This window comes from Sphingobium sp. KKT206, from assembly GCF_055640555.1.
On sequence record NZ_CM145765.1, the window covers coordinates 246,858 to 260,718 of the forward strand.

Annotated in this window: 12 protein-coding genes; 6 read left to right on the forward strand and 6 right to left on the reverse strand. The window is 66.7% G+C overall.

What is annotated here, in order from left to right:
* Positions 1-39 precede the first annotated feature (39 nt).
* Positions 40-954, reverse strand: coding sequence for an acyl-CoA dehydrogenase family protein (locus ACZ2HM_RS19160; protein ID WP_470427219.1), 915 nt, complete (start codon positions 952-954; stop codon positions 40-42).
* Complete coding sequence (locus ACZ2HM_RS19165) at positions 954-2,099, reverse strand: acyl-CoA dehydrogenase family protein (RefSeq protein ID WP_470427220.1); 1,146 nt, start codon at positions 2,097-2,099, stop codon at positions 954-956. Before ACZ2HM_RS19165 ends, ACZ2HM_RS19160 begins: the two co-directional genes overlap by 1 nt.
* A gap of 117 nt (positions 2,100-2,216) precedes the next feature.
* Here ACZ2HM_RS19165 and ACZ2HM_RS19170 point away from each other — a divergent pair, with 117 nt between their 5' ends.
* The 3 genes from ACZ2HM_RS19170 to ACZ2HM_RS19180 all read left to right on the forward strand — a co-directional run bounded on the left by ACZ2HM_RS19170 (position 2,217) and on the right by ACZ2HM_RS19180 (position 4,766).
* Positions 2,217-2,537 carry a Rieske (2Fe-2S) protein gene (locus tag ACZ2HM_RS19170; protein WP_470427221.1) on the forward strand — a complete coding sequence of 107 codons (321 nt, stop codon included), beginning with the start codon at positions 2,217-2,219 and terminating at the stop codon, positions 2,535-2,537.
* A gap of 91 nt (positions 2,538-2,628) precedes the next feature.
* Positions 2,629-3,822: an acyl-CoA dehydrogenase family protein gene (locus tag ACZ2HM_RS19175; protein WP_470427222.1), complete on the forward strand. Its 1,194-nt coding sequence runs from the start codon at positions 2,629-2,631 to the stop codon at positions 3,820-3,822.
* A complete protein-coding gene (locus ACZ2HM_RS19180) occupies positions 3,819-4,766 on the forward strand; it encodes an acyl-CoA dehydrogenase family protein (protein WP_470427223.1) in 948 nt (315 codons plus the stop codon). Before ACZ2HM_RS19175 ends, ACZ2HM_RS19180 begins: the two co-directional genes overlap by 4 nt.
* Before the next feature lie 4 nt (positions 4,767-4,770).
* Here ACZ2HM_RS19180 and ACZ2HM_RS19185 read toward each other — a convergent pair whose 3' ends face one another.
* A complete protein-coding gene (locus ACZ2HM_RS19185; protein ID WP_470427224.1) occupies positions 4,771-5,784 on the reverse strand; it encodes an aldo/keto reductase in 1,014 nt (337 codons plus the stop codon).
* 166 nt (positions 5,785-5,950) lie between these two features.
* Between ACZ2HM_RS19185 and ACZ2HM_RS19190 the strand changes: the two genes are divergently transcribed.
* The 3 genes from ACZ2HM_RS19190 to ACZ2HM_RS19200 are packed head-to-tail and all read left to right on the forward strand — an operon-like array spanning position 5,951 to position 9,537.
* A complete protein-coding gene (locus ACZ2HM_RS19190) occupies positions 5,951-6,862 on the forward strand; it encodes a dienelactone hydrolase family protein (RefSeq protein ID WP_470427225.1) in 912 nt (303 codons plus the stop codon).
* 9 nt (positions 6,863-6,871) lie between these two features.
* Positions 6,872-8,155, forward strand: a complete 1,284-nt coding sequence (locus ACZ2HM_RS19195; protein ID WP_470427226.1) for a CoA transferase — start codon at positions 6,872-6,874, stop codon at positions 8,153-8,155.
* Positions 8,149-9,537, forward strand: coding sequence for an amidohydrolase family protein (locus ACZ2HM_RS19200; RefSeq protein ID WP_470427227.1), 1,389 nt, complete (start codon positions 8,149-8,151; stop codon positions 9,535-9,537). Before ACZ2HM_RS19195 ends, ACZ2HM_RS19200 begins: the two co-directional genes overlap by 7 nt.
* Here ACZ2HM_RS19200 and ACZ2HM_RS19205 read toward each other — a convergent pair.
* The 3 genes from ACZ2HM_RS19205 to ACZ2HM_RS19215 form a co-directional block, all read right to left on the reverse strand.
* Positions 9,459-10,424, reverse strand: a complete 966-nt coding sequence (locus ACZ2HM_RS19205; RefSeq protein ID WP_470427228.1) for an enoyl-CoA hydratase/isomerase family protein — start codon at positions 10,422-10,424, stop codon at positions 9,459-9,461. The two genes, ACZ2HM_RS19200 and ACZ2HM_RS19205, sit on opposite strands and share 79 nt — an antisense overlap.
* A gap of 70 nt (positions 10,425-10,494) precedes the next feature.
* Positions 10,495-12,060, reverse strand: a complete 1,566-nt coding sequence (locus ACZ2HM_RS19210; RefSeq protein WP_470427229.1) for a right-handed parallel beta-helix repeat-containing protein — start codon at positions 12,058-12,060, stop codon at positions 10,495-10,497.
* Positions 12,061-12,139: 79 nt separating this feature from the next.
* The gene (locus ACZ2HM_RS19215; RefSeq protein ID WP_470427230.1) at positions 12,140-13,777 is read right to left on the reverse strand and encodes an FAD-dependent oxidoreductase; all 1,638 of its coding nucleotides are present in this window, start codon (positions 13,775-13,777) and stop codon (positions 12,140-12,142) included.
* Positions 13,778-13,861 lie beyond the last annotated feature (84 nt).

A 13,861-nucleotide genomic window follows, 5' to 3' on the forward strand; every position in this document is an offset into this window, starting at 1 on the left:
CCGCTTGTTCCCCGGCGGAGGCCGGGGAACGCTGAATTTCTAGGGCCAAAGCGCTTCCGCCGCCGCCAGTCCCTGCCCACCGCGTCCGCCAAGGTCGCTGATCAGCGCCTTGAGGCGATAGGTCCATAGGTGCAGCGGATGTTCGAGCGTCACGCCCATCGCGCCGAAAAATTGGTGGAAGTCGTAAACGGTCGCGCGGGCCGATTCCTGGGCGTGAAGCGCGGCGAGCGCAGCGTCGCCGGGGTCGAGCGTGGCGGCGGCCTTGAGCGCCAGCCAGCGCACGCCGTTAGCGCGCACCTGCGCTTCCGCCAGCCGGTGGCGCAATGCCTGGAAGGTAGCGAGGGGGCGGCCGAATTGCTGGCGGTCGGTCACATGGGCAACGGTGCTGTCGAGCGCGGCGGCGAGCAAGCCGGCGGCTTCGGCGGCGAGCGCGACGCGCCAGCGGGTCAGCACGTCCTCGATGGAAACGGCATGGCTAATGCGGTCGGCGGGCGTGGCGATTAGCGTGGCCATCGGGTAGCCGTAAAGCGCTTCGGGTTCAGGGCGGACCTGCTCTGCCGTGGCGGTGAAGGTCGAAACGCCCGATAGACCGACGATCAGCACGGTCGCCCCTTCGCGCAGGAAGCGAATGGGGCGGGTCGTGCGGCCTTCTTCGATCAGGCAGAGCGGACGCGGCAGATCATCGCCCAGCAGCGGGCGGATCAGCGCGCTGGCGGCCGCTTCGACCGTTTGCGGCAGGCGGGCGAGGCGTTCGACCACCAGCGCGGCTGACACTGCGCCCAGATCGGGATCGAAGCCGATGTCGAGGAAGCCGCCTTCCGCCAGTTCGCGGTCGAGCTGCGCATCGGGCAGGGCAAAGCCTGCTTCATGCAGCGATGCGCCCGCATAGGGCCGGGTCAGCGTGTCGATCGCGTCGAGGATCGCGACCTGATCGTCGGTGAGGGACAGGTCCATCAGCGCGGCTCCCGTGGCAGTTTGAGGACGTCGGTGGCGATGATGTTGAGCTGGATTTCCGCAGCCCCCGCCGCGATGCCCGCAACGATGCCGCGCTGGTGGTGCATTTTGAGATAGGGGTGCGCGTCGGCGAGCGCTTCGGGCAGATATTCGACGATAAATTCGCACACCCGCCGTTCGGCCATGACGGTAGCAAAGCGGGCCGAACTCGATTCCGCGCCGATCGCCTCACCCTTGGCCCGGCGGTCCACGATAGCATAGCTCGCCATGCGAGCGGCTTCAGTGAGCGCAGCGGCATGGGCAGCTTCGATCCTGACCGCTTCGCTGTCGAACCCCCCTTGCTCCTTTAGCACCGCCACGGCACGGTCGAGCGCGGCGCGGGCCAGCGCATAACGGGGTATGCCCAGCCGTTCGTTGGTCAGCGAATAGCCGATAATCTCCCACGCCTGGCCCTCATCGCCCAGGCGAGCGGTGACCGGCACGGTCACGTCATCGAAAAACACTTCATGAATATCGCCTTCACCGATCAGCGAAGGGATTTGGCGCACGGTTATGCCGGGCGTGTCCATGGGCACCAGCAGGATGGAGATGCCACGCTTGCGATCGTCGCTGGTGCGGCAGACGAGGAAGCAGGTGTCGGCCAACCCCGCATAGCTGGTCCAGATCTTCTGGCCGGTGACGTGATAAAAGTCGCCATCCCGTTCCGCGCGCGTGCGCAGCGAGGCAAGATCAGAACCGGAGCCGGGCTCGGAAAAGCCCTGGCACCACAGCGCCTTGCCTTCCGCGATAGGCGGCAGATAACGCGCCTGCTGATCGTGCGAGCCGTAGCGGATCAGCGTCGGGCCGATCCAATTGACGTTCATATATTGGCCGCCGCGCGGTTCGCCCGCGATCCACAGTTCTTCGGCAAGGATGGTCTGGTGCCAGGGGTCCAGCCCCTGCCCGCCCAATGCGACCGGCCAATGCGGGATCAGCAAGCCCTGCTCCGCCAGCGTGCCGCAAAAACTTTCGGCATAGCGGGTTAACGCAGGCGAGGCCGGGCCATGCTGCGAGAAACGCTCCCAATCGTCCGGCAGCGTATCGGCCAGCAGCGCGCGCAGCCGGGCGCGGAAGGCCGTTTCCTGATCTGTCCATGCAAAGTCCATGGGCCAGTGATTACGGGATGCCGCAGGGCGAGAATAGACGACCGCTCAAGAGAACGCCCCGGTGATATGGCAAAGGCAGGCTTGGACAAGAGCGGCGGAGCGGTACCATGCACAGGCATGGACACGGACGCCGCCTCTTACATTCCCCTGCTGCCGCTGGCCGATATCCCCGATGGCAGCGTCCATGCGGTGGAAGCGGCGGGCCGCTCGATCATGCTGTGCCATTTCGAGGGGCGCATCCATGCGCTCGACAATATGTGCTCCCATGCGCAGGAGCCGCTGGCCTGCGGGCGGATGCGGCTGGGGTGGATCGCCTGCCCGGCGCATGGTGCGCGGTTCGACCTGGAAACAGGCGAAGCACTAACTGGCCCTGCCAGCGACCCCATCGCCACCTATGCCGTGCGCGTGGTGGACGGGATGATCGAGGTCGCGATCTAGGCCATCGCCTTGGGGATATTGCGGGTACGCCCCTTGCGTGGGGGGCCATATTTGCGACCTAGCAGATGCGTATTTTGTGGAGGCACGGGACTTGAGCGACGCATTGGACGGCTTGCGACAGGAGGTGCGCGAATGGCTCGCCGTTCATGCGCCAAAGGACTGGCGCGCGCACAGCACGAGCGAAGCCGCCTTTCTCGCCATGCAACGCCGTTGGTTCGCGACGCTGGTGAAGGGTGGCTATGCGGTGCCGCATTGGCCCGAAGGTTGGCCGGGCGGCGGGCGATCGCTGGCCGAGCAGAAGGTGATTTACGAGGAATTTGCCCGCGCCGATACGCCGCGCCTGCTGCTATCCTTCATGTCCACCTATCATGCCGCATCGACCTTGTTCGAATGGGGCAGCGCGGAACAGCAGCAGCGCTACATTCCCCGCATCCTTGAGGGCGAAATCTGGTGTCAGGGCTTTTCGGAGCCGGGCGCGGGGTCGGACCTTGCCGCATTGCGCACGCGGGCGGAGCGCAAGGGCGAAGTCTATGTCGTCAACGGGCAAAAACTCTGGTCGACCATGGGGCAGTTTGCCGACCAATGCCTGCTGTTGGTGCGGACCAGCAATGAAGGGGTCAAGCAAGCGGGGCTGACCTATTTGCTGCTGGATTTGAAGGCACCGGGGGTCACTGCGCGGCCGATCCACCAAATTCATGGCGACGAGGAATTTGCCGAAATCTTCCTCGACAATGTCGAGATTCCGGTGGCCAATCGACTGGGCGAGGAAGGCCAGGGCTGGGCCGTGGCGCAATCGACTTTGTCGTCCGAGCGCGGACTGACGCTGCTGGAGCTGAGCGCGCGGATGCGCGGGGCGATGTGGCGGATCGGCGACCTTATTCGCGCGCATGGGCGCAGCGAGGATGCGGGCGTGCTGCGCGATGTCGGGCGGCTGGCCAGCAAGGTCGATGCGACCTGCGCCGTCGCCGACCAGTTTCTCGCCAATCGCATAGCGGGTGAGGAAAAGGTGGGCGACGCCTCCATCGTCAAGCTGGCCTATGCGCGCACGCTGCGCGACTTTACGGCGCTTGGGCTGCGGATCGGGGGGCTGGACGCGCAATATCATGCGTCGATCACCTTTGGCGGCGGCATGGAAACGGGCAATTGGATGGCCGATTTCATGAACAGCTATGCCTGGACGATCGCAGGCGGCAGCGACGAAGTGCAGCGCAACATCATCGCCGAACGCCTGCTGGGGATGCCGCGCGAACCCAAAAGCTGGACGGTGAAGGAGAGCGCAGCATGAGCATGACGCGAAGCGAATTGCAGGACGCCGCCGCCAAGGCGTTTGATGGCGACCTGACCCCCGATGCGGCGCAGAGCTGGAGCCTGATTACCGATATGGGATGGCTGATGATGGCCGTGCCGGAGGATCAGGGCGGGCTGGGCCTTGGCCGCGAGGCGGTTGGCGTGATCCATCAGGCGCTGGGGCGGACATTGGTGGCGGGGCCGACGATTGCGCAGATGTTGGTCATCGAAGCACTCAGCGCGGCGGGCGGGCAGGATGAATTGCTGGGCCGGGCGATGGCGGGCGAGGTGATGACCACGTCGCTGAGCGAAGGCCTGACCGCCGTGCCCGATGCCGACCGGGCCAGCCATCTGCTGTTGATCGAGCCGGAGCGAGTGGCGTTGCTACAGACGCAGGGCCTTGGCCTGACGGCGCGGGCGACGTGGGACAAGACGCGGCGGCTGTTCGATGTCGATGTCGGTGAGAAAAAAGGCATAGTGCTGGCGCAAGGGCAAGCGGCGGTGACGCTGGGCAATCGCCTGTCGGCACTGCGCAGCCTGGCCCTCGCAGCCGACAGCCTGGGCGGAGCGGATGCCGCATTGCGCATGACGATCGACTATCTCGAAACGCGGCGACAGTTTGACCGGCCGCTGGCGCTGTTCCAGGCGCTCAAGCACCGCGTTGCTGACATGAAGACCGCGCTGGTGGCGGCGGAAGCGCTATTTTGGGCGCGGGCCGACGACAGCAATGCCGACGCGACCCGCATGGGCGCGATGAAGGCCCATGCCGCCAACGTCTATCGCCTGATCGCGGAGGAGGCGATCCAGCTCCATGGCGGCATTGGCCTGACCATGGAGCATCCCTGTCACCTGTTCCTCAAGCGCGCGACGCTAAACGCCGCGCTGGGCGGCGACGCGGACCATTGGGAGGAAGCCGCCGGGCGGCGCATGCTCGCCGCCTGACGCCTCAGGCCATCGGTTCGCCGTCCCAGGTTTCGGTGTCCACCTGCGCCTGTGCCGCGCGGGGATAGCGCGGGCCGGACACCGCTTCGAAGGTGAACAGCGCGTCGACCGCAGCCAGCGTATCGGCCGACAGGTCGAGCGTCAGCGTCGCCATATCCTCGTCGAGATGCGCGACGCTGGTCGTGCCGGGGATCGCAATCACCCAAGGACGGCGCGACAATACCCAGGTCAGGCTGAGTTGCGCCATGGTGCAGCCCGCATCCGCCGCGATTGCGCCAAAGGCGGCGGCCAGTTCCATATTGCGCTCGAAATGCGGCGATTGGAAACGCGGCATGGCGGCGCGAATGTCGCCTTCCGCCACGCCATCCGCGCCCACCCCGCCCGCCAGCACGCCGCGCGCAACTGGCGAGAAGGCGACGAAGGCGACGCCGAGGTCGCCGCAGGCATCCAGCACCGCGACTTCGGCATTGCGCGTCCAGGGCGAATATTCGGTCTGCATCGCGGCGATCGGATGGACCGCATACGCACGGCGCAGCGTCGCGGCGGACATTTCCGACAGGCCGATCGCGCCGATCTTGCCCGCTTCGACGGCACGAACCAGCGCGCCGACCGACTCCTCGATCGGGACATTGGGGTCCAGCCGGTGAAGATAATAGAGGTCGATATGCTCGACCTGCAGCCGCCGCAGCGACTCTTCCAACGTCGCGGTGATGGCTGCTGGCGATCCGTCGATGCCACGCTGCCCGTCCTTGCCACCCAGCACGCATTTGCTCGCCAGCGTAAAGGCATCGCGCCGGTGCATCAGCGTGCGGCCCAGCAATTCCTCATTCGCGCCAAAGCCATAGAGCGCGGCGGTATCGAAGAAATCGACCCCGACATCGAGCGCATGGCGCAGCAGCCGCTCGGCCTGTTGCGCGTCGGGGCGAGGCAGATAGGCGTGGCTCAGATTCATGCAGCCAAGGCCGATGGCCTTGACCGTAAAGGGGCCGATGGTGCGGGGCGAGGGCAATAGGCTCATGAGCGAGGCGTTATCCTGTGTCCGTTGGCGTGGCCCTCCCCTTAGCGGGCGATCATGCTCCGGGCCAGCGGGGCGATAAGGTTGCATCATGGGGCACAGCCTATTGGCTTGGGGCGGAAAGGCGGCGATAGTCTGCGGCAGGGGCTTGGAACGGAAGGATAGTGCGATGACGCAGGACGCAGGCAATGGAGACAGGATAGGAGCGGCCGCCTTTCCGCGCGCGGTGCTGGACCTGTTCGACGCTTATGTGCATGGCGCAATCGACCGGCGCGGCTTCCTTAGTCAATGCGCGCTGCATGTCGGCGGCACGGTGGCCGCCACCGCGACGCTCGCGGCGCTCAGCCCCGATTTCGCGCGCGGGCAGGTGATTAAGCCCGACGATAAGCGGATTGCGATCAGCCATGTCGACATCGCGTCGCCCGATGGCCATGGCACGGTGCGCGCCTATGTCGCGCGGCCCGCGGCAAAGAAGGACGCAAAGCTGCCGGTCATCATCGTCGCGCATGAAAATCGCGGGCTCAATCCGCATATCGAGGATATTGCGCGGCGGCTCGCGGTCGATGGCTATATGGCGGTCGCGCCCGATGCGCTGACGACGATCGGCGGCTATCCGGGGGATGAGGATAAGGCGCGCACCGCCTTTGCGACGCTGGATCGCAACAAGATCGGCGAGGATTTCGTCGCGGCGGCCACCTATGCGCGGACCATGGCGGGCAGCAATGGCAAGATCGCTACGGTAGGCTTTTGCTTTGGCGGCTGGATCGCCAATATGCTGGCGACGCGGATACCCGACCTGCGCGCGGCGGTGCCCTTCTATGGCAGCCCCCCGACGCTGGCCGATGTGCCCAAGATCAAGGCGGAGCTCCTGATCCATTATGGCGGCAACGATGTCCGCACCAACGCGGCCTGGCCCGATTATGAGGCTGCGTTGAAACAGGCCGGGGTGCGCTACACCGCCCATATCTATGATGGCGCGGAACATGGGTTCAACAATGATACCACGCCGCGTTTCGACAAGGCGGCGGCGGACCTGGCCTGGGCGCGAACGCTGGCGCTGTTTCGCCGGACGGTTGGCTGAGCCGCCTTCGTGACGGGTGCCGCCACCACCTATGCGCGCAGGCTGCTGGCGCAATTAGGGCTGGAGGATATGGCGCTGGATGGCCGGGCCGATCCTGCGCCGCTGGCCTGGCGTCGCGCGGGGCTGATGGCGGTGACGGGCCGCGCCGATGGCCCGGCGCTGGTCTGCCCCGCGGCGCTGGCTGGCGCGGCCGACGGCGTGATGATGGCCCTGCGCGCTATTGCACCGGACAAATCCTGGCCGCTGAACGGCGCACTGCTGCTGGGTGAACGGGCGCGATTGCTGGGCCTGACGCGCGGCGGACGGATGTCGGCCAACCGGTCCTGCCGATTGATGCGGGTCAATGATGGCGAGATCGCGCTCAATCTGGCGCGGGAGGCGGACCGCGACCTGCTGCCCATCCTGCTCGCCGACCATGCGGCCGACCTGTCGGACTGGGCCGCGATAGAGCGGGCAGCGGCGGGGTGTGACAGCGCGACGCTGCTGGCGCGCGGGGTCGAGATGAGCATGGCCATCGCTGCCGTGGTGCCGCCCCACCCCCCTGCCCGGCTGTTTCCGATCCTTCGATCCGCCCGCACCGCGCCTGATCGCCCGCCCTTGGTTGTCGACCTATCTTCGCTCTGGGCCGGTCCTTTGTGCGGATCGCTGCTGGCGCTGGCGGGCGCGCAGGTGGTCAAGGTGGAGAGTCGCACCCGGCTCGACGGGGCGCGATCGGGGCATGGCGGTTTCTACGACCTGCTCAATGCGGGCAAAGCGAGCGTCGCGCTCGACTTCCGTGACGAAGCGGACCGGCGCGCGCTGGCCGCGCTGGTTGCACAGGCGGACATCGTGATCGAAGCCTCGCGCCCCCGTGCGCTGCGCCAATTGGGGATTGATCGCGACGCCGAAGTGGCGCGCGGCGCGATCTGGATCGGCCTTACCGCGCATGACGACCCGGACCGGATCGGCTTTGGCGACGATGCGGCGGTGGCGGGTGGCCTGGCAGCGGTCATGGCCGAAGGATGGGGCGAAGCGCTGTTCGCGGGCGATGCCATCGCCGATCCGCTGACCGGGCTGCATGCCGCACTCGCCGCGCTGGTGGCATGGCGACAGGGGCAGGCCGGGCTGATCGCGCTGTCGTTGGCGGGCACCACGGCGTTCGCCTGCCATGCGGGCCTTGCATCCCCTGCCCTGCTGCGCGACTGGCAGGCGCAGGCCGACGCCGACGATGCGCCGCTGTATCCGTTGCGCGCGCCGGTCGGCACGGCGGCGGTGCCGGGTGCGGACAATGACCGGGTGCTGGCGTCATGCTGATCCGCGATGCGGAAATTGACGGTCAGCGCTGCGATGTCCGCCTGGCCGATGGCGTGATAGCGGCGATGTCCCCTGCCCTGCCCCAACTGCCCGACGAGACGACGCTCGATGCGCGTGGCGGTGCGCTGCTGCCGGGACTGCATGATCATCATATCCATCTGAACGCCACGGCAGCCAGCCTGATGTCCGTGCGCTGCGGGCCACCGGACGTGCAGGACACGGCAGGCCTGATCACGGCCCTGCAGGATGCGCCGGGCGACAGCTGGCTGCGCGGTATCGGCTATCATGCCAGCGTGGCGGGGGAGATCGACCGGCAGTGGCTCGACCGCAACGGCCCCGCCCGCCCCGTCCGCATCCAGCATCGCAGTGGGCGGATGTGGATCTTCAACAGCCTGGCGCTGCGTGAACTGGGCGACGGCGCGCCTGCCGATGGTCGGCTGATCGATGGGGATGGCTGGTTGCGCGGTCGCTTGCCGGTCACGCCGCTGGACCTGCGCCCGGTGGGCGATCGGCTCGCCGCGCTGGGCGTTACGGGGCTGACCGAGGTCACGCCGCGCAACAACCGGGCGGATTATCTGCGCTATGCGCAAGCAGGCCTGCTGCAACATCTGCTGGTGATGGGTGGTCCGACGCTGGACGATGCGCCGCCGGTCGGCCTGGCCCGCCGGGGGGCGGTGAAGCTCCATTATCACGACCATGACCTGCCGCCGCTCGACCAGCTCGTCGCGGAGGTCGCGCGGGCGCACGCAGCAAACTGCCCCGTCGCGTCGCATTGCGTGACCCAGGCCGAACTGGTCGTCACCCTCGCGGCGATCGAGGAAGCAGGCGCGATGGTCGGCGACCGGATCGAACATGCCGCGATCGTGACGCCCGACAATGCCGATTGGATGGCGCGGCTAGGGTTGGTCGCGGTGTCGCAACCGCATTTCATCGCCGAGCGGGGCGATGCCTATCGTCGCGATGTTGGGCCGGAGGATCGCCCCTGGCTCTATCGTCTGCGCGGCCTGCGTGCGGCGGGCGTGGGGCTGGCGGCGGGCAGCGACGCACCCTTTGGCGGGTTGAACCCTTGGGCGTCGATGGCCGCCGCCGTACAGCGCCCCGATGACCTTGGGCCCGACGAGGTGCTGACGCCCGAAGAGGCGCTGGCGCTCTATACGGGGCAGCCCCACGCCCCTGCCATGCCGCGCAAGATCGCCGTCGGGGAACGCGCCGACCTGTGCCTGATCGACCGCCATTGGGCCGCTGCCCGCGTCGATCTGGCCGCCGTGACCGTGCGCGCGACATGGGTCGCGGGCCGCCTTGTCTATGGCACGATAGCGTCCACCAACCCCCATTCGAGCGCCAGCGATGCCGAGATGCGCCGCATCGACAGCGCCATATAGGCCGTCTTCTGCCGCCCGATCCGGCGCGGCAGGCTGACCGTCCCCCCTGCCCCCGGCAGCAAGCCATATTTGAGTTCGGGCAGTTGAAACCAGCTATCCGCCCGCGCCTCGACCCGCTCGGCAAAGGCGGCCATCTCCACCCCTGCCCCCACCACCGCGCCATGGACATGGGCCGTCACGCGCGGCGCGAGTTGCGCGAGCAGGGTGGCGGGCAGGCGCAGCGTGCGGACCCAATGGGCTTCGGCGACGTCATGGCTGAGACCGAATTCCGCCACGTCGCCGCCTACGGAAAAGCAGCGCCCCGCACCCGACAGGTGGATGGTCGTGATCGCCGGATCGAGCAGAGCGACGCGCAGAACTTCATACAGGGCATCGCGCATCGCCACATTGACTGCGTTGCGGCTGACCGGGCGGTTGAGACGCAGCGTTAATCGACAGCCCTCTATCTCCACAATCACCGGTGGCTCAGCCTCGTCGGCGTGCGACGGTGCAGGCGCAGCGCCCGCCCGCCACGCCAGAAATTCTCCACCGCGCTGGATCGTCGCGAAAGCCAGGCTCTCGGCCGTCAACGCGGCGGCCATCGGCAATTGTTCGCTCAGGCGCAATTGCTGCACCAGCAGCATCGCCGCAAAGGGCCGCGCCGCGACATTGGCGATGATCGCCGCCAATTTCGCCTCGTCCGCTAGCACGATATCGCAGGCGCTGGCCAATGGCCCTGCACCGATGCCAATGACCGGGCAGGGCAGCCCCCGCAACCAGTCGGCCAGCCCGACATCGCTCCCCGCCAGCGCGAAGGCGAGGCAGGGCCGCTCACTGCGCGGGCCGAAATCCTCCGGCGCCGGGTGACTTGCCGCGAGCAAGGCCAGCGCGTCTGCGCTCAGGATCATCGCTGCCTCATCCACCCTTTGTCCATGGGCAGGACTATAGGGGGATCGGCCCGCGACGCCAGCCTGTCCGCTATCGCCGCGCCTCGACGAAGGATGTCTGCATCGGCTCCAGCGGGACAACCGGCGCGCCCAGTTCACGGGCCAGCATCCGTTCCATCCAGCCGCGATGGCGGACCATGAAGGCGGCAAAGCCATCGGGGTTCGCCGGATCGAACATAGGCACCGCCCAGTCGACCTCCGGCGGCGCATAGTCGGGCTGCATCACGCCCTTCTCATCCTGCGGCGGGTCGATATGGCGGCCGAGAAAGCGGTTACCCTGGAAACGGATATGGGTGGCGGGACCAAAACCCGGCTCGATCAAATAATCCGGCCCGTTGCGACCGACCTCATGGCCGTAGCGCACGGTGCCTGCCACCGCGAAGACATTGTTGCGGAAGCGGACGTCGCTGGCCCAGCCATCCCATTGGGTGGCGATCACCATCTGTATGTCCTGCTTCGGGCCGACATGGACGACATTGCCCTCGATCAGCACATCGGCGACCGTGCCCGCCAATTGGAAGGCACGCGTGCCGTCGTTGCGGCTGACATTGGAGCGGGCGACCGTGCCGCGATTGCCCAGATTGTCCTGATCGCTACGCTTTGGCGAACAGACGAGCAGGAAGCCGCCCGCATTATCATGGCTATAATTATAGGCGATCGTCGTGCGGCGCGAATTGAAATCGGAATCGAACCCCTGCCCGTCATAGCGGGTGCGGGTAAAGGCAGCCTCGTTGAACTGAATGAGGCTATGGTCGGTGCTCCATTGCCAGATCGCGGCGGTATAGCCCGGCGCACGGCTACCCGCATAGCGCACGATATTATGCTCGATCAGCGCGCCGTCGGTGCCGCGCGGGACGATGCCGTCGCCGCCGACATCCTCGACCAGATTGTCGCGGATCACTACCCCGGCGCTGGGGAACCAGCGCGCCTTCGTCACCTGGTCGCTGATGCCGGCAATGCCAGACCGGTCGACGCGCCACACGATGTTGCGCTCGATGCGGATATCCTCGAACCGGGTCGGTCGCTTGGGGCCGAGCGCGCTGAAGACGATGCCGCCATTATCCTTGCGATCGTTGGTGCCGCGCACGTCATGAATATACATGTCGCTGATGCGGATGCCGCGCGTCACCCCGCTGTCCTGCGCCGACACCAGCACGCCAAAGCGCGACCCGGCGGGCGGGCCGTCATTGGTGACCTCCAGCCCGCTGATCCGCACATATTCGGCGTTCAGGATGGCGACGCCATGCGCGGCGACGCCGCCAGCATCGATGCGCGGGCGCTGGCCCATGCCGGTCGGCCCGACCGTGATCGGCGCATCCTTGCGGCCCGACCGGGTGATGACCAGCGGCTCCTTCCACACCGATCCTGCCGCCAGCAGGATATGATCGCCGGGTTGCAAGGACGTGGCCTTGATCCGCCCCAGCGACCGCCAGGGTGCGGTGGCGGACCCGGCATTGCTGTCCTGCCCCAGATTGGCGTCGATATAATAGGTCGCCGCCTGCGCAGCGGTTGCGCCCGTCGCGAGCAGCAACGCCGCCAGCATCAGCGCACCCGATCGGCGGCCGATCTTCAATTTTTCGTCCCGTAATAGCGGCATGCGTCCCCTGTCCCACAGCATTGATTCCCATTCTGGCAGACCCGGAATAGATCGATGCTGAACGACGGGCGACGCGCCCTTAGCCCATCGTCCCGCCGCTGCGTTCGCCCGCATCCTTGCCCGCCAGATAGCCGAACACCATGGCCGGGCCGAGCGTTCCACCGGCGCCGCCATATGTCATCCCCATGGGCGAGGCCATCGCGTTCCCCGCGCAATACAGCCCCTCGATAACCTGCCCGTCGACGTCGAGGACGCGCGAGCGCGTATCGGTCAACGGGCCGCCCTTGGTCCCCAGCGCGCCCGATTTCACCTCGATCGCATAATAGGGGCCATCTCCCAGCGGCCCCAACGTCGCGCGCTTGTCCCCGCGCCAGCGCGGGTCGCCCCACCACAGGTCGTTATTCGCCTCGCCCCGCTGGAAATCGGGATCATTGGCCTGTTCGGCATGCTGATTGAACCGGGCCACCGTCTTTTCGAGGCCGTCGGGGTCGATGCCGACCCGTTCCGCCAGCGCGCGCAGCGTCGGCGCGCCCGGCACCCATTGTGGCGGTGTCGCCCCCGCCTCGAAACTATCGGTCAGCCCGCCGACGAGGAACGGATAATGGCCATAGAAGGCGGCGTTGAAAATGAACCAGCAGGGCAGATTGGCATAGGTGAAGGCGCTGACATCCTGCTCATGGAAAGCTGCGCCGAATGCATTGTAATTGGACGCTTCATTGGTGAATCGCTTGCCTTTGCGATTGACCATCAGCCCGCCGGGCATGGTTCGTTCATAGGTGAAGAGCTGGCGTCCCATGCTGTTGAGGTCAGTCGGCACTTCGATCACCGGCATCCACCAGGCCTCGCGCATATTGCCCAGCATCGCGCCGACCCGCATCGCCATCTTCAGGCCATCGCCGCTATTGGTCGGCACCGACACCGGATGTGTCATCGGCCCACGGGTGAAGGCGCGCACCAGATCCTTGTTCCATTCAAAGCCGCCGGTCGCGATCACGACATTGGGCGCATGCGCCGTGCTGCCATCCTCGAACCGCACCCCCGCCACGGCCGCGCCGTCCATGATCAATTCCATCGCGCGCTTGCCGGTTTGGGGTTCAAGGCCCCGGTCGAGGCAGGCCTTCATCAACCGCCCGACCAATGCCGCCCCCATGCCGCGCGCATCGACCGCGCGCCGCTGTGCCTTGACCTCTGCACTGGCGGGTTGGGGCACGGGCTGGCCCAGCGTCGTTTCACCGACGGTCATGGTGTAGTCGGGATAATAAGGCGACGCCTCCATCCGGTCGGACCAGTCGCCCAGCTCCTGATAGGGGAAAGGCGGACATTCCAACGTCCGCCCGCCGGTGCGCTTGGCGCCGGGAAATTCGGAATGATAATCGGGGAAATCGGGAATGCTGTAGAAGTGGACCGGCGTGCGGGCCTCCAGAAAGCGGATCATGTCCGCGCCTGTATCCACGAAGGTTTCGGCCATCGCCGGGTCGATCATGCCATGCGAGAGGGCGCTCAAATAGGTCAGCGCCTCTTCCCGGCTGTCGGTCCGGCCCTTGGCCATATGGGGATGATTGGGTATCCAGATTTGCCCACCGGACCAAGCCGATGTGCCGCCGATCTTGTCCGATTTCTCGAACACAGCGACCCGCGCACCATATTCATGGGCCGTCACGGCCGCCGTCAGCGCCGCCGCGCCCGACCCCAGCACGATCACGTCGATGTCGTTCATCGCCCTTCCCTCCCCTGTCTTTTGTCCCGCCATTCTCGTCTTCCAACGGCGCGGGGCAACTAGCGATAGTGGCAAGGCGCGCGC